This is a genomic window from Lentzea sp. NPDC005914 (assembly GCF_040629405.1).
Taxonomy (GTDB): Bacteria; Actinomycetota; Actinomycetes; order Mycobacteriales; family Pseudonocardiaceae; genus Lentzea.
In genome coordinates, this window is record NZ_JBEXVQ010000034.1 from 69,496 (window position 1) to 89,287 (window position 19,792).

Annotated in this window: 23 protein-coding genes and 1 pseudogene; 11 read left to right on the top strand and 13 right to left on the bottom strand. The window is 67.5% G+C overall.

The window, feature by feature from the left end:
• The first annotated feature begins 116 nt into the window (after positions 1–116).
• From ABZ345_RS36395 to ABZ345_RS36420, 6 genes are all read left to right on the top strand, one after another.
• Positions 117–884 carry an alpha/beta hydrolase gene (locus ABZ345_RS36395; protein ID WP_359859049.1) on the top strand — a complete coding sequence of 256 codons (768 nt, stop codon included), beginning with the start codon at positions 117–119 and terminating at the stop codon, positions 882–884.
• Positions 874–2,031 (top strand): RecQ family ATP-dependent DNA helicase, encoded by a 1,158-nt coding sequence (locus ABZ345_RS36400; RefSeq protein ID WP_359859051.1) that lies wholly within the window; start codon positions 874–876, stop codon positions 2,029–2,031. The genes ABZ345_RS36395 and ABZ345_RS36400 overlap by 11 nt, the downstream gene beginning before the upstream one ends.
• Before the next feature lie 15 nt (positions 2,032–2,046).
• Positions 2,047–2,511 carry a RecQ family zinc-binding domain-containing protein gene (locus tag ABZ345_RS36405; RefSeq protein WP_359859053.1) on the top strand — a complete coding sequence of 155 codons (465 nt, stop codon included), beginning with the start codon at positions 2,047–2,049 and terminating at the stop codon, positions 2,509–2,511.
• Positions 2,512–2,571: 60 nt separating this feature from the next.
• On the top strand, positions 2,572–3,471 hold the full coding sequence (locus tag ABZ345_RS36410; protein WP_359859055.1) for an SDR family oxidoreductase: 900 nt from the start codon (positions 2,572–2,574) through the stop codon (positions 3,469–3,471).
• Between the two features lie 108 nt (positions 3,472–3,579).
• The gene (locus tag ABZ345_RS36415; RefSeq protein WP_359859056.1) at positions 3,580–4,506 is read left to right on the top strand and encodes a hypothetical protein; all 927 of its coding nucleotides are present in this window, start codon (positions 3,580–3,582) and stop codon (positions 4,504–4,506) included.
• Positions 4,507–4,696: 190 nt separating this feature from the next.
• The gene (locus tag ABZ345_RS36420) at positions 4,697–4,939 is read left to right on the top strand and encodes a hypothetical protein (protein ID WP_359859058.1); all 243 of its coding nucleotides are present in this window, start codon (positions 4,697–4,699) and stop codon (positions 4,937–4,939) included.
• A gap of 372 nt (positions 4,940–5,311) precedes the next feature.
• Here ABZ345_RS36420 and ABZ345_RS36425 read toward each other — a convergent pair whose 3' ends face one another.
• Entirely contained in the window at positions 5,312–5,809 is a 498-nt protein-coding gene (locus ABZ345_RS36425) for a DUF1360 domain-containing protein (protein ID WP_359859059.1), read from the bottom strand.
• A gap of 72 nt (positions 5,810–5,881) precedes the next feature.
• On the opposite strand from ABZ345_RS36425, the gene ABZ345_RS36430 reads away from it, so the two are divergent.
• Positions 5,882–6,463: a DUF2231 domain-containing protein gene (locus ABZ345_RS36430; RefSeq protein WP_359859061.1), complete on the top strand. Its 582-nt coding sequence runs from the start codon at positions 5,882–5,884 to the stop codon at positions 6,461–6,463.
• 16 nt (positions 6,464–6,479) lie between these two features.
• On the opposite strand, the gene ABZ345_RS36435 is transcribed toward ABZ345_RS36430, so the two are convergent.
• The 6 genes from ABZ345_RS36435 to ABZ345_RS36460 all read right to left on the bottom strand — a co-directional run bounded on the left by ABZ345_RS36435 (position 6,480) and on the right by ABZ345_RS36460 (position 9,675).
• Positions 6,480–6,788 carry a hypothetical protein gene (locus ABZ345_RS36435; protein ID WP_359859063.1) on the bottom strand — a complete coding sequence of 103 codons (309 nt, stop codon included), beginning with the start codon at positions 6,786–6,788 and terminating at the stop codon, positions 6,480–6,482.
• A gap of 81 nt (positions 6,789–6,869) precedes the next feature.
• Positions 6,870–7,121, bottom strand: coding sequence for a hypothetical protein (locus ABZ345_RS36440; protein ID WP_359859065.1), 252 nt, complete (start codon positions 7,119–7,121; stop codon positions 6,870–6,872).
• 21 nt (positions 7,122–7,142) lie between these two features.
• Positions 7,143–7,964, bottom strand: coding sequence for an MBL fold metallo-hydrolase (locus ABZ345_RS36445; RefSeq protein WP_359859066.1), 822 nt, complete (start codon positions 7,962–7,964; stop codon positions 7,143–7,145).
• Positions 7,965–7,970: 6 nt separating this feature from the next.
• Positions 7,971–8,165: a hypothetical protein gene (locus ABZ345_RS36450; protein ID WP_359859068.1), complete on the bottom strand. Its 195-nt coding sequence runs from the start codon at positions 8,163–8,165 to the stop codon at positions 7,971–7,973.
• 50 nt (positions 8,166–8,215) lie between these two features.
• Complete coding sequence (locus ABZ345_RS36455; protein WP_359859070.1) at positions 8,216–9,385, bottom strand: zinc-dependent alcohol dehydrogenase; 1,170 nt, start codon at positions 9,383–9,385, stop codon at positions 8,216–8,218.
• Complete coding sequence (locus ABZ345_RS36460) at positions 9,382–9,675, bottom strand: hypothetical protein (protein WP_359859072.1); 294 nt, start codon at positions 9,673–9,675, stop codon at positions 9,382–9,384. The genes ABZ345_RS36455 and ABZ345_RS36460 overlap by 4 nt, the downstream gene beginning before the upstream one ends.
• Positions 9,676–9,879: 204 nt before the next feature.
• Between ABZ345_RS36460 and ABZ345_RS36465 the strand changes: the two genes are divergently transcribed.
• Positions 9,880–10,122 carry an acyl carrier protein gene (locus ABZ345_RS36465; protein ID WP_359859074.1) on the top strand — a complete coding sequence of 81 codons (243 nt, stop codon included), beginning with the start codon at positions 9,880–9,882 and terminating at the stop codon, positions 10,120–10,122.
• Positions 10,123–10,910: 788 nt separating this feature from the next.
• Here the strand turns inward: ABZ345_RS36465 and ABZ345_RS36470 are convergent.
• From ABZ345_RS36470 to ABZ345_RS36480, 3 genes are all read right to left on the bottom strand, one after another.
• Complete coding sequence (locus ABZ345_RS36470) at positions 10,911–11,042, bottom strand: hypothetical protein (RefSeq protein WP_359859076.1); 132 nt, start codon at positions 11,040–11,042, stop codon at positions 10,911–10,913.
• An 872-nt stretch (positions 11,043–11,914) separates the two neighbouring features.
• Complete coding sequence (locus tag ABZ345_RS36475) at positions 11,915–12,892, bottom strand: sensor histidine kinase (RefSeq protein ID WP_359859078.1); 978 nt, start codon at positions 12,890–12,892, stop codon at positions 11,915–11,917.
• Between the two features lie 61 nt (positions 12,893–12,953).
• Positions 12,954–13,226, bottom strand: coding sequence for a hypothetical protein (locus ABZ345_RS36480; RefSeq protein WP_359859080.1), 273 nt, complete (start codon positions 13,224–13,226; stop codon positions 12,954–12,956).
• 561 nt (positions 13,227–13,787) lie between these two features.
• On the opposite strand from ABZ345_RS36480, the gene ABZ345_RS36485 reads away from it, so the two are divergent.
• Entirely contained in the window at positions 13,788–14,195 is a 408-nt protein-coding gene (locus tag ABZ345_RS36485) for an ATP-binding protein (RefSeq protein WP_359859150.1), read from the top strand.
• Between the two features lie 102 nt (positions 14,196–14,297).
• On the opposite strand, the pseudogene ABZ345_RS36490 reads toward ABZ345_RS36485, so the two are convergent.
• Both ABZ345_RS36490 and ABZ345_RS36495 read right to left on the bottom strand, forming a co-directional pair.
• Positions 14,298–14,621: pseudogene (locus tag ABZ345_RS36490) on the bottom strand (STAS domain-containing protein); the annotation flags it as partial.
• Positions 14,622–14,992: 371 nt separating this feature from the next.
• Positions 14,993–15,196 carry a cold-shock protein gene (locus tag ABZ345_RS36495; RefSeq protein ID WP_359859082.1) on the bottom strand — a complete coding sequence of 68 codons (204 nt, stop codon included), beginning with the start codon at positions 15,194–15,196 and terminating at the stop codon, positions 14,993–14,995.
• A 1,400-nt stretch (positions 15,197–16,596) separates the two neighbouring features.
• On the opposite strand from ABZ345_RS36495, the gene ABZ345_RS36500 reads away from it, so the two are divergent.
• Together ABZ345_RS36500 and ABZ345_RS36505 are read left to right on the top strand one after the other, a co-directional pair.
• On the top strand, positions 16,597–16,866 hold the full coding sequence (locus ABZ345_RS36500) for a hypothetical protein (protein ID WP_359859084.1): 270 nt from the start codon (positions 16,597–16,599) through the stop codon (positions 16,864–16,866).
• 870 nt (positions 16,867–17,736) lie between these two features.
• A complete protein-coding gene (locus tag ABZ345_RS36505; RefSeq protein WP_359859086.1) occupies positions 17,737–18,114 on the top strand; it encodes a MerR family transcriptional regulator in 378 nt (125 codons plus the stop codon).
• An 84-nt stretch (positions 18,115–18,198) separates the two neighbouring features.
• Here the strand turns inward: ABZ345_RS36505 and ABZ345_RS36510 are convergent, their stop codons facing one another.
• Positions 18,199–19,473, bottom strand: coding sequence for a PP2C family protein-serine/threonine phosphatase (locus ABZ345_RS36510; RefSeq protein WP_359859088.1), 1,275 nt, complete (start codon positions 19,471–19,473; stop codon positions 18,199–18,201).
• Positions 19,474–19,792: the final 319 nt, after the last annotated feature.

The window sequence follows — 19,792 nt, forward strand, 5'->3', positions numbered from 1 at the left end:
GACCTCCGCTGGACCGCCGCTTCGCGGGGCCGGAAACGTGACGTGGCTCCGGGTTTGCCCGCGCTCTACCGGGCTAATTCCTCTGCACCCGACAAACTTGAGCGAGGACACGACAAATGAGTGCTGCTCGACAACTGCAATCGCTGGCGCGTGAACACGTCGCCGTCGCCGCACTCACGATTCCCCGGCTGCTGCGCCATTCGGTGTGGCGTGACGCGAATCCCCACGAGGGCGCAGGTCTCGGGGTGGTGCTCGTGCCCGGTTTCGGGGCGAGCGACTTCAGCCTCACCTTCGCCACCACCTGGCTGCGTGACCGCGGCTACCAGCCGACCGGTGCGGGCGTCGGGTTCAACGTGGGCTGCACCTCTGAGCTGGTGGAGCGCGTCGAACAACGCCTGGAAGAGCACGCGGAAGCCACCGGCGGCCCGGTGGTGCTGCTGGGACAGAGCCGCGGCGGCGGACTCGCCCGCCTGGCCGCCGTCCGCCGCCCGGACCTGGTGTGCGGCCTGGTGATGCTGGGCAGCCCGGTGCTCGACCCGATGGGCGCCCACCCCCACGTCCTGCTCGCCGCCAGGGCCCTGGCCCGGCTGTCCGCGATCGGCGTGCCCGGACTCATGAACACCGACTGCCTCTCCGGCACCTGCTTCGAGGACAACATCAAGGCCGCCGCCGCACCACTGCCGTCCGACATGCCGGCAGTGTCGATCTATTCCAAGTCCGACGGCATCGTCCCGTGGCGGCTGTGCCTCGACCCGTCTGCCGACTGCGTCGAGGTGCACAGCACCCACACCGGCATGGGCCTCGACCCGGACGTGTACCTCACGTTGCGCCCGCGCCTGGCCACATGGGCCGCCCAGCAGTACGACCTGCGCGATGCCGGATAACAACGACCTTCTGCGGACGGCGGAAGAGGTGTTCGGCTGGACCGAGTTGCGCCAGGAGCAACTGCTCGGCATGCGGCATTTGCTCGACGGGCGCGACGTGCTGGTCGTCATGCCGACCGGCGCCGGAAAGTCGGCCATCTACCAGGTCCCGGCGATCCTGCTCGACGGCCCGACCGTGGTGGTGTCCCCGCTGGTCGCGTTGCAACGCGACCAGGTCACCGCGCTGCGGGCGAGCGACGCGCCTCATGCAACTGCCGTGAACTCGGCCCAGCCCGCGGCAGCCAACGAGCAGGCCTGGCAGGCGTTCACCGAGTCCCGAACCGAGTACCTCTTCCTCTCGCCCGAACAACTCGCGAACGCCGGCACGCTCCAGCGACTGCACCAGGCGAAGCCGTCGTTGTTCGTCGTGGACGAAGCCCACTGCGTGTCCTCGTGGGGCCACGACTTCAGGCCCGACTACCTGCGGCTGCGGCACGTGGTCGAACGGCTGGGCCACCCGCCGGTGCTCGCGCTGACCGCCACCGCGAGCGGCCCGGTCCGCGCCGACATCGCCGAGCACCTCGGCCTGCGCGACCCGGCGGTGATCGTCGCCGGGTTCGACCGGCCCAACCTGCACCTGACCGCCCGGTTCTGCACCGGCGACGAAGAGCGAAGACGGACGGTGACGGAATGGGTGTCGGAGCAGGCCGGGCCCGGCCTGCTGTACGTGCCCACCCGCAAGGACGCCGAACGGTACGCCGCGGACCTGGTCGCGCGAGGCTTGGCCGCTGCCGCCTTCCACGCCGGTATGAAGGCCGCTGACCGTAGGCGGGTGCAGGACGGCTTCATGCGCGGCGATCTGGACGTCGTGGCGGCCACGTCCGCGTTCGGCATGGGCGTCGACAAGCCGGACGTGCGATTCGTCGCTCACGCCGCGACACCCGGCTCGCTGGATGCGTACTACCAGGAGATCGGCCGAGCGGGACGCGACGGCGAGCCCGCTGAGGTGATCCTCTTCCACCGCCCGGAAGACCAAGGCCTGCAACGATTCCTGACCGCGCGCAAGCTCGACCGCGAGTGCGTTCGCGAGGTCGCCGCCGCGGTTCGCCGCCGTCGCCTGGGTATCGAGATCACCGAACTGGCGCAGCGGCTCGACCACTCCCGCTGAAAGGTCACCAGCGTCGTGAACCTGTTGGAGGGCGCGGAAATCGTACGGACCGACCACGACCGGGTGCGGTACGAGGACGACGCTCCCCCACCGGCGAAAGCCGTCGGAGCCGTCGCCAAGGAGGTCGACCGGCGAGCGAAGCGGGACCAGTCACGCGTAGAGGTCATGCGCGAGTACGCCGAGACACGCGGCTGCCGCAGGCGGTTCCTGCTCGGCTACTTCGGTCAGGAACTCGACCAGCCTTGCGGGAACTGCGACATCTGCGACGAGGGCGTGACCGCCGGGGACTCAGGGCCTGGCCAGTACCCGCCGAACTCCGTTGTACGCCACGAAGAGTGGGGCCGGGGCACGGTCGTGCGCCGAGAAGCCGGCCGGGTGATGGTGTTGTTCGACGACGTCGGCTACAAGACGCTCTCGCTCGCCTCCATCGGCGACACCGGAGTGCTCGTGCCGTCTGACGGTCGGAGTCGTCGTGATTGAACACCGCTGACACGGGAACACCTGCGGTTCCTGAGTCTCATCATCGCGAGGTGGCCGCACATGTCCGAAGACCAGTACACCCGTCAGGACCCGCGGGAGCAGTACCCGCGCCCCGTTCACCAGGAGGGCCAGGAACAGCCCCATCCCGGCACTGACCGGCGGATGGGGCCGGAGCCCGACCACGGCGAGCGCACCTACCGGGGCAGCAACCGGCTGCTCGACGCCAAGGCCGTGATCACCGGCGGAGACTCCGGCATCGGCCGCGCCGCGGCGATCGCGTACGCCCGAGAAGGAGCGGACGTGCTGCTCTCCTACCTCGAGGAGGAACAGGCCGACGCCGAGCGCACCGCCGAGCTCGTGCGCGACGCCGGCAGGCAAGCCGTCCTGGTGCCCGGCGACCTGCGCACCGAGGAAGCGTGCCACGAGGTGGTCAAGCGCGCCGAGGAGGAATTCGGCCGCATCGACGTGCTGGTCAACAACGCGGCCTACCAGATGGCGCAGGACGAAGGCCTGCTCGGCATCAGCAGCGAGCAGTTCGACCGGGTGTTCAAGACCAACATCTACGCGATGTTCTGGCTGTGCAAGGCCGCGGTGCCGCTGATGCGCCCCGGCGCCACCATCATCAACACCTCGTCGATCCAGGCGTTCATGCCCTCTCCCCCGCTCATGGACTACGCGGCCACCAAGGCCGCCATCGTCAACTTCACCAAGTCGCTCTCGGCCGACCTCATCGGCAAGGGCATCAGGGTCAACTCGGTGGCCCCCGGTCCAGTGTGGACACCACTGATCCCGGCGACGATGCCCGCCGAGAAGGTCGACGACTTCGGTGCACAGACACCGATGGGACGCGCGGCGCAACCCGCTGAGCTGGCACCCGTCTTCGTGTTCTTCGCGTCGCAGGAGTCCAGCTACATCACCGGCGAGGTTCTGGGCGTCACCGGCGGCCAGCTGCTCACCTGACGGTCCACCGACCGGTGGCGGTGTTGGAGGCGTTGCAGGCGTTCCGCGCGCGGTTACACGCCTTTCCACCCGCCTGGCCACCGCCAAGACCGGGACGTGGACCCCCGCGTGCGGGAAATCCTCGGCGAAGCGGTGTTCGCCGCCGAGGTCATCTCGGTGAACGGCCTGGACGATCGTCTCAACAGGAAGGGCGTCATCGAGGAGGCTCAGCAGCTGATGGCCGAGGTGGTCGGCGCCGACCAAGCCTTCTTCTCCACCTGCGGCAGCTCGCTGTCGGTCAAGAGCGCCATCCTCTCGGTCGCCGGGCCGCACGAGAAGCTCATCGTCCCCCGCCACGCCCACAAGTCGGTCACCTCGGCCCTCGTCCTCAGCGGGGTCTCGCCGGTGTGGCTGCCCCCGCACCGGGACGCCGAGCGCCACCTGTCCCACCCGCCCGGCCCGGACGAGGTGCGCGAGCTGTTCCAGGCCGAGCCCGAGGCCAAGGGCATGCTGCTGGTGACTCCCAACGACTACGGCACCTGTGGCGACATCGCCGCGATCGCCGCGGTCTGCCACGAGTTCGGCAAACCGCTGATCGTCGACGAGGCCTGGGGCGCGCACCTGCCTTTCCACCCGGACCTGCCGCCGTGGGGCATGGACGCCGGCGCCGACGTGGTCGTCACCAGCGTGCACAAGTCCGGCGCCGCGGTGGAGCAGAGCTCGGTGTTCCACCTGCAGGGCGACCTCGTGGACCCGAGCGTGCTCAGCGCCCGCGAGGACCCTGCTGGCCACCACCAGCCCCACCTCGCTGGTGTACGCGACCCTCGACGGCTGGCGGCGGCACATGGTCCAGCACGGAGAGGAACTGCTCACCGCGACCCTGGCGCTGGCCCACTCCACCCGCGCCGCGATCAACGACCTGCCTGGCCTGCACGTGATGGGCGAGAGCGAGTTCGTCGGGAAGGACCTGGCCCACTCGCTCGACCCCCTCAAGATGGTCATCGACGTGTCCGCACTTTGCATCAGCGGCTACCAGGCCACCGACTGACTGCGTGAACAGCAGTGCGTCACCCTCGGACTGTCCGACCACCGGCGCGTCGTCGCCCAGTTCACCCACGCCGACGACCACCGCACCGCCGCCATCCTGCTCGACGCACTCGGCACGCTGAGCAAAGCCGCCGACGAGTTCCCGGCACCACCACCGGTCGACCTGCCGTCGCCGGAAGAGCTGCAGCTCGAGACGGCGATGCTGCACCGCGACGCGTTCTTCGCCGAGGTCGAGCAGGTCGGCGCAGACCAGGCTGTGGGGCGGATCTGTGCCGAGATGGTCACGCCCTACCCACCTGGTGCTCCTGCGATCCTGCCCGGTGAGGTGATCACCAAAGAGGTCGTCGACTACGTGCGCAGCGGCTTGAACGCCGGAATGGAGCTGCCCGATCCGGCCGACTCGGAGTTGAAGAGCTTCCGGGTCGTGGCTCGGAAGCCGTGACGACCGAACGGGCGTTGGCATGTACGCGGATGACCTGGTGCGGCCGTGGCGGGATGCGCTTCGCGTCGAAGTGCCGCTGTTCGACCTCCACACCCATGTGGGGGACGCACGATCCCAGCGGCTTTCCGCCACGCTCACGGAACTGACGGCGACACCGTCCTCAGAGGACGCCAGAGCAGTGGTGTTCCCAATGACCGAGCCCAGACGCTGTCGGGCTGCGAACGACGCAGTGCTGGCCGCGTGTTCCGGAGGGCTGTTCGCCTTCTGCCGGTCACGCCCGGCGACGCTCGGGGTATGCCGAGGCGCGGTCTTCGACTCCGTGCGCGAGCTGCTCGACCGCTCCCACCACTTCCCACGACCTGACCACCCGGACTATTCCTTCGCGGCGTCGTAACCGAGGTGCAGCCAGTCCGAGATCGCGACGGCGGACAGGGCGGTCGTGACCAGGCGGGTGGCCTTCGGCGCGAGCACCAGACCCGCAGTGAGAGCACCCGCGATCCAGACACCGGTGCAGAACGGACAGGTCACGAGCTCACCCACGGCGTGCCGCACGCCGTGGCCGCGTACGGTCTCCTTGACCTCGGCCTCACCGGCGGGCTTCTCGTAACGGGTGAACGGCGCCCGCAGCACGCTCGTGATCGAGGATTTGGTGACCAGCCTGCTCGCCTTGTGGGTGGCCAGTCCCAGCAGAACGGTGTCGGCGGGGGTGAGCCGATCCGGCAGCCGAGTCCCCCGGCGCCGGCCGACAGCCGTGGCGACACCCACCAGAGCGCCGTACGAGCACAATGACGCCAGATACCCGGCCAGAGGACGTCGCTCACCATTTGCGTAGGCGTGCTGGACACGTTCGAAGGGCTCCGCGATCGACATGGCGAAGGTGTTGCCACAGCGCGCGCGTCCAAACCACCGGGATGGGCGGTCCACGCCGGGGTACCCGCAGCCATGAACCTTCATGAGGCGTTACGAGCTGTGGAGAACCTCCGGGCCGCCGACCGGCCTGCGGCCGCGGTGGCGGCGGTCACCCGGCGGCTGCTGCGGCCGCCGCGCCTCCGCGAGGTGCTGCGCGGATCGTGGCTCGGCCATCCCCTCCACCCCCTGGTGATAACCGTGCCCATCGGAGCGTGGGTGTGCGCGTCGGTGCTGGACGCCCGGGCAGGCAACGAGGAGGCGGCGCGTCGCCTCACCGGCATCGGCCTGGCGGCTGCGCCACCGACCGTGCTCTTGGGACTGGCCGACTACGACCGGCTGGAGCGGCGACAGCAGCGGGTCGGCGTGGTGCACGCGATCGCGAACACCACTGCGCTGGCCTGCTTCACCGCCTCTTACGCCGCACGACTGAAGGAGGCCCACAGCGAGGGGAAGCTGTTGAGCCTGCTCGGCCTGGCGGCGCTGGGCGTTGGTGGCGCACTCGGCGGTCACCTCGCCTACGCCCAGGGTGCCGGCGTGTTCCGCTGGCAACGCCCAGCGGAGGACGGCAACGTCTACCCGTTCGAGGCGCGGCGACCGATCCGTCAGGACCGATGAGCCGGCGCACCGTCGCTCAGTCGCCGGCAGACTCCAGCCGAACGACGAGAGCGCGGACCGTGAGCACCGTCGACTCAGGACTCTCCGGCAACACGAACTCGACGTCGGCTGGTTCGCCGTCGTAGCGCAGCGGTTCTCGTGCGACCAGACGGATCTCACCGCCCGGCTGGGTGACGGTCGCCGCGTCCTGCTCCAGCACGACGGTCCCGCCGTCCTCGGCACCACCCGCGTCCGGCAGCTCAGCGACCAACCGGATCTCAGCGGCCGCCGCGCCGTCGCACTCCCCGGTGAAGTCCAGGACCATCGTCTTGGACCGCAGCGTCACTTCGGCGCCTTCTGCGTGGCAGCGAGTTCGGGTCATACGTCAGCCGTACCCGCCGACGTCAGGATCAAACACCGGACGACGTCACCCTCCTCGGTTGTCCACCGCGGAACTCAACGTCGCGGCGATCTCGTCGAGTTCGCGATCGGCGACCGGCCGCCCTCCCGCACGCTCCAGCAGTTCATCTCTTGTGACCACGGGCAATGCGCCACGCAGCGCATCCGTCGCGAGCTCCTCGTTGGCCGCCACCACGTAACGGCCTTCCACCAGCACCAGCGTCGCCTCAGACCGGTCGGACTGGAGCAGCTGTTTCAAGCAGTCAACGGGAACGGGCATGGCCTCTCCTCTCGGTGCCGGTCACAGTGCACTCCTTCCTTCGGCGATGGTTCGCATCGGCAGTGTGAAGGTGTCTCCGCGCGCCACCAGCTGAACGTCGAACCCGGCGCGGCGCCGCGAGATCTCCGCGGTGAAGTCGGACAGCGGTGACTTCATGACCCCGTACTCCTCGTAGTGCACGGGCACGGTGGTGCGCGGGGCGAGCAACTCCATCAGGTCGGCGCCCTGCTTGCCGTCCATGGTGAGCAGCACACCGAGCACCTTGGTGCCGCCGAGGTGCATGACCGCGAGGTCGATATCACCGAAGCGCTCGCGGATCTGACGCAATGCCGGATGCACCAGGGTGTCGCCGCTGAGGTAGATGCGGAATGGCAGGACGCCCGCCGCCTCCCGGTACTCGAGCATGGTGCCCATGACGGGAGGTAGCAGGCGTCCCAGAGGTCCCAGCGCGTGTCTGCCCGGCAGCGAGGTGACCGTCAGCTTCGCCGCACCGCGGGACAGCGTGACGGTCTCCCAGGTGCGCAACGGTGCGGTTTCGCGGAATCCGCGCCGGGACAGGCGTTTCGCCGCGTGCGGGGTGGTGAGCACGGGCAGGTCGCGCGCGAGTTCCCGGCTCGCCACCCGGTCGAAGTGGTCGCCGTGCAGGTGGGAGAGCACCACGGCGTCCAGCTCGGGCAGTTCGGCGATCTCGATCGCCGGATCGGTGAGCCGGCGCGACACGACTCCCTGGCCGATGTGCGTCCACTGTCCTTTGTGGAGGAAGTTGGGATCGGTCAGCAGCGTGAACGGCCCGAGCCGGAGCACCGTGGTGGCGTTGCCCACGAAGTGGAGCGAGCCGGTCATGCCTGATCAGCCCTTGTCCGGGTCGTCGGCGGCGGAGTAGTCCGAGATGCCGACGTTGCCGGTCGGGTTGGGTTCGGGATGCACGGAACCGGAACCGCTCCGTCCGGGAACGGTGTCCGCCTCGTCGGCACCCGCCTCCTCCAGCGAGGTGCGGCTCGCGTCGTCGTACTCCTGCTCCGGGTTCTGCTGTTCAGTGCCCATGCCGGTCGGCTACCCGCGTTCCGCTCTGATGAACGTGTCTCCGCCGAGGATCAAAGGCGGAAGACCGAGCGGACGCAGTCGTCCTCCTTCTTCTTGAACAACTCGTAGCCGCGTGCGCCTTCGCTCAGCGGCATGACGTGCGTCGCCAGGTGGTTGGTGACGAGCTCGCCGGACGCGATGCGGTCCAGCAGCATCGGGATATAACGCTGCCCGTGCTGCTGTGCGCCGCGGACCGTCAGACCCTTGTTCATCAAGGCACCCAACGGGAACTTGTCGACCAGGCCCGTGAACACACCCAGGACGAACACCGATCCGCCCTTGCGGCAGTTGTAGATCGCCTCACGCACCGCGATCGGGCGGTCCGTCTCCAGCTTCAGCTTGCTTTTCACCTGGTCGTACACGTACTGCGGGCCGGTGGAGTGCGCCTCGCAGCCGACCGCCTCGATGCACACGTCCGGGCCGCGCCCACCCGTGGCCTCCAGCAGGGCATCGCCGACCGACGTCTCGGCGTAGTTGATCGTCTCCACGCCGAACGCCGACTCGGCCTGCCGCAGCCGGTAGTCGAAGCGGTCGATCACGAGCACACGCTCGGCACCGAGCAACTGGGCCGCACGAGCGGCCATCTGCCCCACCGCACCACAACCCCACACGGCCACGACGTCGCCCTGCTTCACACCACCCAGGTCCGCGCCCATCCAGCCGGTCGGCACCGAGTCCGACGCGAACAGAGCACTCATGTCGTCCACGGCCTCGGGAATCGGGATCGCGGTGTGGTCGGCGAACGGCACACGCACGTACTCCGCATGGCTGCCGCGGAAGCCGCCCATCGCGTGCGAATAGCCGAAGATGCCGCCGGGATCGGAGCCCCACAGGTGCTGGGTGATCGCCGGGTTGGTGTTCGTGTTGTCGCACAACGAGTACAGCTCGTTGCGGCAGTACCAGCAACGGCCGCAGACGATGAACGAGCACACCACAACGCGGTCGCCCGGCCGATGCTTCGTGACACCGGGCCCGACCTCGACCACTTCGCCCATGAACTCGTGGCCGATCACGTCGCCCGCCTGCATGAACGGGATGTGGCCGGTGAGCAGATGCAGATCCGAACCGCACACGGTGCTCAGCCGGACCTTGAGAATCATGTCCTGGTCGTTCAACAGCTTCGGGTCGGGCACGTCCTGCACGCGGACGTCGTTGATCCCCTCCCAGCACAACGCCTTCACAGCCGGCCACCGCCGCCGGCCCGGTTCGTCACCAGTTGCAGCGCCTTGCCCAGCGGACCCGGATGAGTTGGTGCCGTGTCGGGCCGGACGACCTCACCGGCTTCCAGCACCGCCTTCGCGCGGCGCAGCGCGAGCCGCAGTTCGTGGTGCGAAACCTCGCCGCCCGGCTTCGCCCTGAGCTCGGTGCCCTTGTCACCCGTCGCCGGCTGGATCCTGATCTCGACCTGGTCCCGCCACCGAGCCAGGTCGTCCGGAAGTGAGGCCTGAACCTCCCCCGGTGCACGGTCCACCGTCACAACCAGCCAACGGTCGGACGACTTGTCGTCCGAAGCACGCCGACGTCGCCTGACCACCGCGGCCGCGGTCACCACACCTACGGCTAGAAGCGCTTTCCCTGCTGTGTTCATGTTCCGGCCTCTCTTGAGCACGAGTGCCCGGAATACCCTCGATTTGCGCGGGTACCACCTCCGTACCGACAACCACGGGAGGTAGCGATGGCAACCGGTGAGACCGGCTTCGACGACGTCACCTACGACCTGATCTCCGTGCAGTACCACGCGCTCAAGGCAGGGCACGACTACGGCCAGTACGTCCGTGACGCCGACAACGCGGGTCGCCAGGACATCTCCGACTTCTTCCGCCGCGTCATGGAAGAGGACTCCGCACGCGCCAAGCAGTGCCACGAATTCATCAAGGAACTGTCGGGATCGAGCGAATCGGGACCAGCGGTCAGCTGAGCACATCGCCGAGGTCGCGTGCCACGGCATCCGTTTGCCCGGTATCGGCACGGGTAGCCGGGCACGCACGTGGAGGCATCCACCCGTCGGGTGCCGTTTCACCACGTTCCCGACACCCGGGATGTTGATCAGTCCTGGGGCTCGCTCTGACCGCCGACAGCTCAGTCGTGTGGTGAGACACGGCTGAGTTGCCAGCCGAGATGCTTCTCGGGGTGCAGACCTTCCTCGACGCGAGCGCGCCTGGAGATCGTCACCTGCCCCGAGTCGACGCCATCGGAGCTCGTCAGCCAGGTTCCTCGCCTGCCGCACAGTCCAGGCCGGCGTCGGATGCGCGGTGACGAGCTACGAGATCGGCTGTGCCAAAGGCCGCCCACGGAAGGCCCACCTCGTCGACCACTTCGTGCCGTTTCACGTCTTGCGACTGCGCGAGCTTGCTGAGCCGCGACGAAGGAGTCTCACCACATGCGGTTCGAGACCTTGTCGAAGGTCTCCGAGTAGCCAGCTACCGCTTCCTTGGCGCGTTCGAGTTCGCCACCGAACAAGCCCGCAGTCAGCGGCGTCCATGACGCACCTCACCCAGGACACTCCGCCGAAGTCGCACGTCCGCCTGATCACTCTGATCGGCACGAAAGCGAAGGCTGACTACATCCTCTGGTACGAGAAACCGGAGCCCTCTCGCCCGCCTCCAGATCCAGGGAACCCGTGCACGGTTGGGTGATTCGGCGACCGGGCCCAGGGAGTGAAGCGCAGGTGCGGGCGGACCGCCCGGCCGCCCGACCGTCACGCTGTCAGCTGTGGTTCAGCCGCACGGCGTGGGCGTCGGCACCGTCGTTGCTGGTCGAGGTGAAGTACGCGACGGTGTCCGCCGATGCCACGGTCGCGGCGCCGCCGATCCAGCTCGCCGACGAGCGCTTGGACACCAGGTCAGCTTGCACGACGCGGTGAGCGCTGTTGTAAGGCTGTTGCCCACGCCGACAGCATCGGATGCGAAGTCCTCCACGCACTGCACTCACGACGGTGGCCCGTCTCTGTCCGACCAGTGCCGTCAGCTGGAGAGCAACAACTCGGCGTTCCTAACTACACCTCGAACAACCGACGGGACGAAGGGATGCCCGGCGCAACGCGGGTCCAAAGGGGACCTGATGCTGCCGTCGGCGATCATCCAGCTGCTGTCTCGGAATCAGGCGACCCGCGCGTCACAAGAACTGAGCGAGAAAACATGAAGTGGGGCGGCTATGGCCCGGCCATATGACGCTGGGAACGCCTGCTCTGCCGACCTGCACCGCAGCACATCCAACCCAGGCAACACGGCGGCCCTGTGCTTTCTCTGCGTCCTGTGTGTGCTCACGGCGAGTGGAGCCGGAGCAGCCGCACGGCGCTAGGGGTTCGGGGAACATCTGACGAACTCAGGCCCCGATGATGTCAATGATACTCGTCATCTTGTGGCGCGTGCGGTGCTCTACCGCTCCCGCGGCCTTGGGAGTGGGCAAGGGAGAGTCCTCTGCGGATCTGAGGTGATCCGCCGTCAGACGGAACACTGTGTTCACCCGCACTCCCAGACGGAACTGAGAATGGCGGAAGTAGTGCCATGACAAGGGATTCGGAGCCGGGCCTGTGTGGTGAGACACGAGGAACGACCAGCTGTGTGGTTCGTGGAGGGAAAGCCGCGGAGCTCCTCGACAGTGGGCCAGCGGGCACCATCGACGTTGCGCGTGGTCTTGCGGGTTCCGGCGGATCGCTCCTGGAGATCACGGCGGTACTCGAACGAGCACTCGTGGGCTTCGCGGGTGGCCTAGTCGCCTGAGGTGGTCCCGGCTGACGGGCGGAGCAGGGCGTAGATGGTGGTGCCGTGCGGGGTCGCGTGGATGCGGACGAGGTCGGCGAACTGGTTGACCAGGAGCACGCCTCGTCCGCCGCGCAGTCCGGCTGGCCGGGGTCTGCGTCCGGCGAGGGGGTCGGTCAGCTGTCCGGTGTCGCGGACCTCGCAGACCACGTGGTTGTCGTGGCGCCACAGTCGCAGCCGGCATCCGCCGGGCGTGTGCACGAGGCTGTTGGTGACCAGTTCGGTGGCAATGTACTCCAGGTCCGCGATCCGGTCGGCGTCGAGTCCGTGCCCACGGCCCCGTTCGGCGGCCCAGTGGCGGACGGCATGGAGTTGGGTCGGCTCGGTGACCGGGAACTCGTCCACGTCCGGCGGCTCTGGCAGGGGCTGGTTGTAGCGGGCCACCACCTCGTCAGGCGCGTAGACATCGCTGGAATACCGGCGGTTCGGCTCCCACACCACAGGATGGGTAACACGCGCATCGGCAACCACGTGATCTTCCAGACCGGTGGTGTCGTACGGGCACAGGATGGTGACATCCCGCCCGGCGAACGCGTGGTTGATCAACGCTTCGTGTTGCGCGCAGGCCGGGTACTCGGTGGCGGTACGGCCGGGCCAGATCGGTTCGCCGACGATGTACGCGTGCCGGTCCGGGTGCGCGTCGGCGAACTGGCGCAGCACCAACGGGATGATTCGCCCGGGGTTGCGGCCGGCCTGGGTCATGTCCACCCACGTCACCCTGTCCGCCACGTCGTCCGCGGCGGAGCGCAGCATCTCCAGGCGCGCGGCGGGAACCGCCACGGCGACCGGCTGATCGCGGATCACGCCCTCAGCGATGAACGGCACGAGCGCCGCCAGATACTCCTCGTCCGACGCGTAGAACAGGGCCGGATGCACGAACGGACCCGCCGGCGGGACTCTCCAGGCATCGAAGTCAGTGGTGGTCACGCTGGGTCCTCCACCTTCTCCGCCCGAGAATGCGCTGCCTCCGGGGCGCACAGCTCGGACGTTACCTCTTCCGTGCATGCCCAGTGGCCGCGAACGCGCTAAACATCTTTTTGAGCGGCCAGGTCCACGGCGGCGTCGCGTTCGAACACGCAGTCGGTGAACAACACCAGCCGGTCCCCAGGCGCAGGTCCAGCCGCTGCACCCGGTACTGGTGCGGGACAACGCCAAAGAGGACGTCGACCTGCAGCTCGACCAGCTCCACCACACCGTCGCGCAGCAGCGGTGCTGGATGTCCGGCGTTCACCAGTTCGACCCCTCCCCCATGCAGGCCCACGCGCAGCAGCAGCCCGGTCGCCAGCGATCCCGGCCGTGGTCCAGCAGTGCTGGTTGACCTGTCCGCGCCGCGCCCGTCCGGGGCCTGCGCAGACGAGGTCAGCCACAGCTGTTCTCGACGAGGTCGACCAGCAGGAACGACACATGGAAGGATTCGAACCGCTTCGCAAGATCACGCGCGACGACCTCGACCGACTCCACAGGCGGTGCACACTCGGCCGCCGGCACATCACCCGGTCCCCAACGATGTCTGCCTCGTCGACTTGCTCGTTCATCGCCCACGCGGTTGGATCCTCGATGTCGGCGGTGGACATCACAGGGACGCGCCTCCGCATGAGCATGGCGGATCCGTTGAGGCGCGCCCGTGCGACGCCAATTCCCCGCCCGCGGGCGGGGCTGCATCGGCTCGGTGACCGTCTCTGACATGCACTTCGCCTTGTGGGCAGAGGACGCGGTAATGTTCGCGCAGTGCAGTCGCCGCACACCAGCACCACCTGTTTCGTGTCCCCCGCTGGGGGTATCGCCCCTAGACGAACGTCTTCAGGCGAGAGGACACGATCCGATGGCAAAGCGCGAAGAAGTCACCGCTGACCCACCGATCGTGGTGATCGACCTGGATACCCGTCCGCCACCGCTGGCAGCGGTTCGGCACCGGATCGCCGAATGCTTGGCCTGCCTGCCATCGCGTCAATTGCACGCAGTGCTGCTGATCGCCACTGAACTCATGACCAACGCCTACGAGCACGCCTGGTTTCCCTGCCAGATCCGCCTGTGGCGGTTTCCGCAAGCGAATCTGGTTCGCGTCGAGGTCGATGATGTCTCGCCCTACCCACCTGTGCCGGGGCGATCGCGGCTCGAAGAGACCCGTGGACACGGACTCCGGCTCGTAGAGCATTTCGCCACGAGTTGGGGAATGGTCAGGCGGTCGATCGGCAAGACCGTATGGGCTCACGTTTCCCTGCCAGAATGACGTGCAGCCGCCCACCGCAGGCGCCTTCTCCCACGACGGCCGGCTACTCGCTCGCCGGATGTCTCCGCAGCAACCGGATCGCTTCCGGCAGCTCCGGCACACCGTGAGCAAGTCGCGGATACCCGCGATCTCCAGCGGCTTGAGCACGATGTTCTGGCCGGCCACGACGATGAACTCAGCTCCGATCGCCTGCGCGTGTCGCTGCTTCTCGATCAGCATGGTGAGGCCGGACGACACGAGGAACGTCAGCGCGCTGAGATCGAGCACCAGCGCAGCCGGACGCAGGTCCAGCTGTTTGGTCACCTCTGTACCGACCACGTCGACGCTGGACATGTCGACCTCTCCGGCAACACGCGTGACCACGATGCCGTCCACCTCGGTAGTGGTAGCCGTGGCGATGTTCTTGACTTCGAACTCGGTGTGCATCACAAGGCGTTGCGCACTGATCCGCCAGGACGAGGAGGGGTGCCACAGCAATCAGATAGAAGCGCAGCGCGTTGCCGAGATTGCGGTCCAGCCGGGCTGTTGGCGTCTGTGTGGTGATCGCACCGCAGAATGCGACAGTCCGCAACAAGGTGAGAGAACGGTTGGGCGCCATGTGGACGGCGTAGTCGACAGCGCGGCTGGTGGCGTTGTAACCGTGAAACTGTGCTTCATCGGCTGAAGTGCTCATCGAGTACGGCGCACGCATGCCCGCTGTGGAACATCCATGCAGGACAAAGCCCGGCCGGATGGATGATCTGGCCGGGCCTGGTGTCCGTGTGCCCGCCGCTGGATCAGCGGCGGGCAAGGGGGACTTAGGCGGGGACGATGTTCTCCGCCTGCGGGCCCTTCTGGCCCTGTGCGATGTCGAAGGAGACCTTCTGGCCTTCCTGGAGCTCGCGGAAGCCCTGGGCGGCGATGTTCGAGTAGTGGGCGAAGACGTCTGCGCCGCCGCCGTCCTGTTCGATGAAGCCGAAGCCCTTTTCGGCGTTGAACCACTTGACGGTTCCGGTGGCCATGTCTTCTCCAAGCATGTGGTGGCACCCGCACCTCGCGGGAGCCGGAAATGATCGGCCGTGGCTCACGGAGATGCCGAACAGCAAAACGCCCGTGACCTGGGATCACGGGCGACTGGTACCTCGGAGCCATGACTGATGACACCATGCTACACCAGCGGATCTTCTGGGATCTATGGCCCATGCGGCTGCCAGGGATGCGGCAATGAGTGGGACCGAGCAGGTGTTGGAGTTGATCACACACGATTCCGGCGGCGTCGTTGTCCGCGGCGCGGCTGCGGTGGGAGAAGCCGGAGATTGAGACAATGTCCCCGATACGACTACGGATCTCGACCTGGGCGCCGGTCCTGAGCACCTCGACGATGAGGGGTTGAACCGTAGCCGCGTAGGTACGGTGGACCGACTTGTTTCATCGTGCACGCGACGCAGTCACGTATGGCCAGGCCGTGCACCGACGCGCACGCGGGTTGGGGTAGAGGAACCGCAACCGTTCGTCCACTGCCGCGAAGCCCACGGGCGCTCGTTCGAGTACCGCTGCGATCTCCGGCAGCGATCCGCCTGGACCCAAGACCACACGCAACGTCGTCGTTGTTGCCCGCCGGCGCGATCGCCGAACTATCTGGTCCATGGACGACCCTTGCAGGCAATCTCGGCCCCTCACGCCGGACGCGGTGTACCGTTGACGTCATCGGGGCCTGATTTCGTCAGACCTTCCCCGGACCTCAAGCGCCGTGCGGCTGCCCCGGCCCCAGCACCACTCGCCATGAGCACGCACAGGACGCAAAGAAAGTCGGATCCCCATGCAAACCCAGTACGTTTCGCTTTTCAGTCACCCGGACACGGATCGCCCCGACACGGCGTCTGGCCTGCCGCCCGGTGAGGACCAGCGGTCCTACACCGGCCTGTTCCGTGAACCGGTTGACGCACCGAAGGACACCAGGAGCGCGGTCTGAACCCCGTGGTTCGAACAGCCGGGCACCCTGGAGCTGATACTGCGCCGCAGTTGATGCAGGCCGCAGGGAATTCCTCGACTGAGATGCGCCCAGTCGAGCCGACGAATCCGCAGCGAGTTTGACTCGGTGTCCAGTAGTTGTCGAGTGTCAAGCGTCGAGATCGCCCAACGAGGCGGCCCGCTCGAGCACGTCGGCAGCTGGCCGAGTTCCTCGGCCAGCCGGTACTCGTGTTCGGCCGCCCACGGGCCTTCCCGGTGACGGTGTAGGAACGTGGGCTATCGATGTGCGCCTGCTGGGCGTCCGAGTCGATGAGCATGCGGCAGTTGTCCCGCCTCGTCCAAGCGCCCGAGTTCGGCGTGGACCTCGGCGAGCACGCAAGTAGATCGTCGGCCTCGCTTCGTCGAGATACCGCTCACCCAAGGCGAGTGCGGCAGCGCTGTCGCGCCTGGCGTGCAGATGCGTACGGGCTGGGTTGACGGGCACCAGTGTGTCGCCCAGCTCGATGGCACGCTCGAACATCCCCACACCGTCATCGAGGCGGGCCTGTTCGGCCGGAAACAACGCGAAGTTGTTCATCGCCGTGCCGTTGCCCCTGGCGACAGCAACCAGGTACGCGTTCTCGGCGCCATCGGTCAGGCCGTGGTCGGCCCGATCGTCACGTCCGGTCGCGACCAGGGGGCCGGAAAGCTCTGGATCTCGATCCACCGGCCCCGACATTGAGATAACTGCTTGCCAACAGCCGGGCGATCGTGCTTCCACCCGCCGCAGCGGCCTGTCCGAGCAACTGCGATCGTCCGCTCGTGAGGCACTCGTTCGGTGCTGCCGTCGAGCAACTCGCTGCCTTGACCAGGCAGAGGGCGAGTCGTGTCAGATCCCCCTCGAACGCCGCAGGTCAGCATGCCTGTGTCACCAGGTCGAGTAAATCTGTAGTGGCTGAGGTAGACATTCGCCTCTGGCTGTGTGTACTGTTCGGCAGGTCGCGACAGAGAGAACGTCATATCGACACGGGAGATGACGAACTGCCCGTGAGTCAGTGCAGGACGGTTGGGCGCGCCGGAGCCGATCAATGGTAAGGGGTTCTGGCGGGGCGACCAAGGACAGTCGGCAAGGCAATGCCGGAAGCACGACCGCAGTACGCACGACCCGGCGCCGACAGTCGCATGAAGCAGCAAGTGCAACACGCAATACAGATGCAAGTGCACGGCGGTGTTTGGCGGAGCCGATCTGTAGAACGGGCTCCGCCAGACACCGAATCCAGTCGGCGAGGTTGAACCGGTCTGTGCAAGAAGTCCGGTGCCGACGATCACGTAAGAAGCAGAAAGACGGGTAGCAGAGGAGAAGGGAAGGGTTGCACACCATCGGATCGCCTGTCTCCGGCTTACGTTCGCCGGGCAGGTACCGCGGTTCCATCGAGATTGGCGGGTGGTCTTCGGTTAAGCACGAGCAACGATCCCCGCAGTTCCCGCCTCTGGTGCGGGGTCACGCGGAAAGGTAAGACGGCCTCACGGTCGATTGATGGAAGTGAAACCCATACACCCTTGGGGCCCCGGTGCTACTACGCATCGGGGCCCCTCGTGATGTGGAGGCGCGATGACCCCAGAGACACACCGACCGGAACTCGCCGAACCGCAGACCGCGGCCGAGAACCTCGATGACGACCACTACCCCGCCTACACCATGGGCCGGGCCGCCGAGATGCTCGGTACCACCGCGGCTTTTCTGCGCAGCCTCGACGAGCAGAAGCTGATCGAGCCCCAGCGCTCCGCCGGCGGGCATCGCCGCTATTCCCGCTACCAGCTGCGCCTGGCGGCCCGCGTTCGCACCCTGCTCGACGAGGGCATCGGCCTGGATGCCGCCTGCCGGATCGTCACCCTGGAAGACCAGCTCGACGAAGCCAGAAGTCACACCACACAGGCGGCGCCTCCGCACCCGCCAGGCGAGCCGTACCCGCCGTTGCGAGGCGTGTGAGCGCCAAGACCACCGTCCAAGCGCTCGGTAGTTCCGGATGCGCGAGCAGTCGAAGCTACGGGCTCGCGCATCCTCGTCCGGTCGTCAGCGACTTCGCTGATGATCCTGGACAGGATGTTCGCCCGGTTGAGCAGGTGGACTGGTCGGGCGCGAGGGCGAGGCGGCGTCCGTGTCGGCGCCGTTGTCTGCGTGGCGTTCGGTGTGGCCGATTCCATGCCAGTCCAGGCAGAGCACGGTGGCGTCGTCCTGGAGGTGATCACGGTAAGCCCGCCTCACCGCCCTGGTCGTCGCCCGTACCACCTCCCTGGGGTGCAGTGCTTCGGTGCTGCGGAGCAGCACGGGCAGGTCGACGGCTTCGGCGTCGCGTTCGAACATGCCGTCGGTGAGCAGCACCAGTCGATCTCCGGGGCGCAAGTCCAGTCGTTGCACGCGGTAGGGGTACGGCTTGACTCCGAAGAGCAGATCGATCTTCAGCTCGAGCGGCTCCACCACGCCGTTGCGCAGCAGCAGCGGTACGGGGTGACCGGCGTTGACCAGCTCGACCGCTCCGGTGTGCAGGTCCACGCGCACCAGTAGTCCGGTCGCCAGTGATCCCAGGCGGTGGTCCAGCAGGGCGTGGTTGGCTTGCTGTGCCTGCTCCGCCAGGTCGTCGCCGGCCCGCCGGGCTCTGCGCAGCGCACCGACCAGCAGAGTCGCGGTCAACGCCGAGGCCACGTCATGACCGACGGCATCGGTGATCGACAGGTGCAGGGCGTCGCGGTCCAGGGAGTAGTCATAGGTGTCGCCGCCGATGTCGTGAGCCGGCACCAAGGCGCCGGCGACGGTGAACTGGGCAGCCTCGCAGCAGGACGCCGTGGGCAGCAGCTGGTGCTGGATCTCCGCCGCCAGGCTCATCGTCGTGGTGCGCCTGCCGGAGTGGTAGAGGTCGGTGAAGCGCCGATCGGTGACGATGACATAGGCCAGTGCGTGCGCTGCTTCGCCCAGCTGCGCCAATACCTCCTCGTCGAGCGAGGGCACGGTCACCTCCAGCACGCCCACGCAGTCGCCGCGGTTGGTCACCGGCAGCACCACCCGCATCCCGCCGTCGTCCTGCTCGTGCCACGGCCGCTGGGTGCGCAGCACCTCCTCGTAGACACTGTCCCGCAGATCAACGCTCTCCGCGCCACCCCCGCCGTGGTCCCACGTGGTCGAGGTCAGCCGCACGAGCCGCTCATCACCGACGTCGATCAACAGGAACGACACGTCGACGGCCTCGAACCGCTTCGCCAGGTCCCGCGCAACGACCTCAACCGACTGCACCGGCGGTGCGCTCTCGGCCGCCGCCAGGACATCACCCGGTCGCAACACATCGCCATCCACGGCAACCTCCGAGCAGTTGGGGCCACCGTAACCACATCACCCGCATCGGTTGAACACAACGAGGCCACCGGCGACTCGCGGACCCGCGAATCGCCGGCCCGATCGCCTGTACCACCGACGGCGTCGATCACTTTTGCGGCTGGCCGCCAGAACACCCGCTGTGCGTAGTCCTCCCACGTCACCGCCATTCGTGACCACCAGGCAGCCCACGCCTGGGACGAGTGGTTGTCCATGGATGCGACCGACATCGCGCCCAGTCGGCTCGACGCGGTGAAGACAGCCGCCCAGGAATCCGTCACCGGGCTGCCCGCCCACGTCA

Coding starts and splice junctions, on each gene's coding strand:
- ABZ345_RS36420 (WP_359859058.1), top strand. CDS start 4,697: ATGCTGCACCGCGACGCGTTCTTCGCCGAGGTCGAGCAGGTCGGCGCA.
- ABZ345_RS36495 (WP_359859082.1), bottom strand. CDS start 15,196: ATGGCCACCGGAACCGTCAAGTGGTTCAACGCCGAAAAGGGCTTCGGC.
- ABZ345_RS36445 (WP_359859066.1), bottom strand. CDS start 7,964: ATGACCGGCTCGCTCCACTTCGTGGGCAACGCCACCACGGTGCTCCGG.
- ABZ345_RS36440 (WP_359859065.1), bottom strand. CDS start 7,121: ATGCCCGTTCCCGTTGACTGCTTGAAACAGCTGCTCCAGTCCGACCGG.
- ABZ345_RS36450 (WP_359859068.1), bottom strand. CDS start 8,165: ATGGGCACTGAACAGCAGAACCCGGAGCAGGAGTACGACGACGCGAGC.
- ABZ345_RS36425 (WP_359859059.1), bottom strand. CDS start 5,809: ATGTCGATCGCGGAGCCCTTCGAACGTGTCCAGCACGCCTACGCAAAT.
- ABZ345_RS36430 (WP_359859061.1), top strand. CDS start 5,882: ATGAACCTTCATGAGGCGTTACGAGCTGTGGAGAACCTCCGGGCCGCC.
- ABZ345_RS36395 (WP_359859049.1), top strand. CDS start 117: ATGAGTGCTGCTCGACAACTGCAATCGCTGGCGCGTGAACACGTCGCC.
- ABZ345_RS36505 (WP_359859086.1), top strand. CDS start 17,737: ATGACCCCAGAGACACACCGACCGGAACTCGCCGAACCGCAGACCGCG.
- ABZ345_RS36465 (WP_359859074.1), top strand. CDS start 9,880: ATGGCAACCGGTGAGACCGGCTTCGACGACGTCACCTACGACCTGATC.
- ABZ345_RS36485 (WP_359859150.1), top strand. CDS start 13,788: ATGGCAAAGCGCGAAGAAGTCACCGCTGACCCACCGATCGTGGTGATC.
- ABZ345_RS36400 (WP_359859051.1), top strand. CDS start 874: ATGCCGGATAACAACGACCTTCTGCGGACGGCGGAAGAGGTGTTCGGC.
- ABZ345_RS36410 (WP_359859055.1), top strand. CDS start 2,572: ATGTCCGAAGACCAGTACACCCGTCAGGACCCGCGGGAGCAGTACCCG.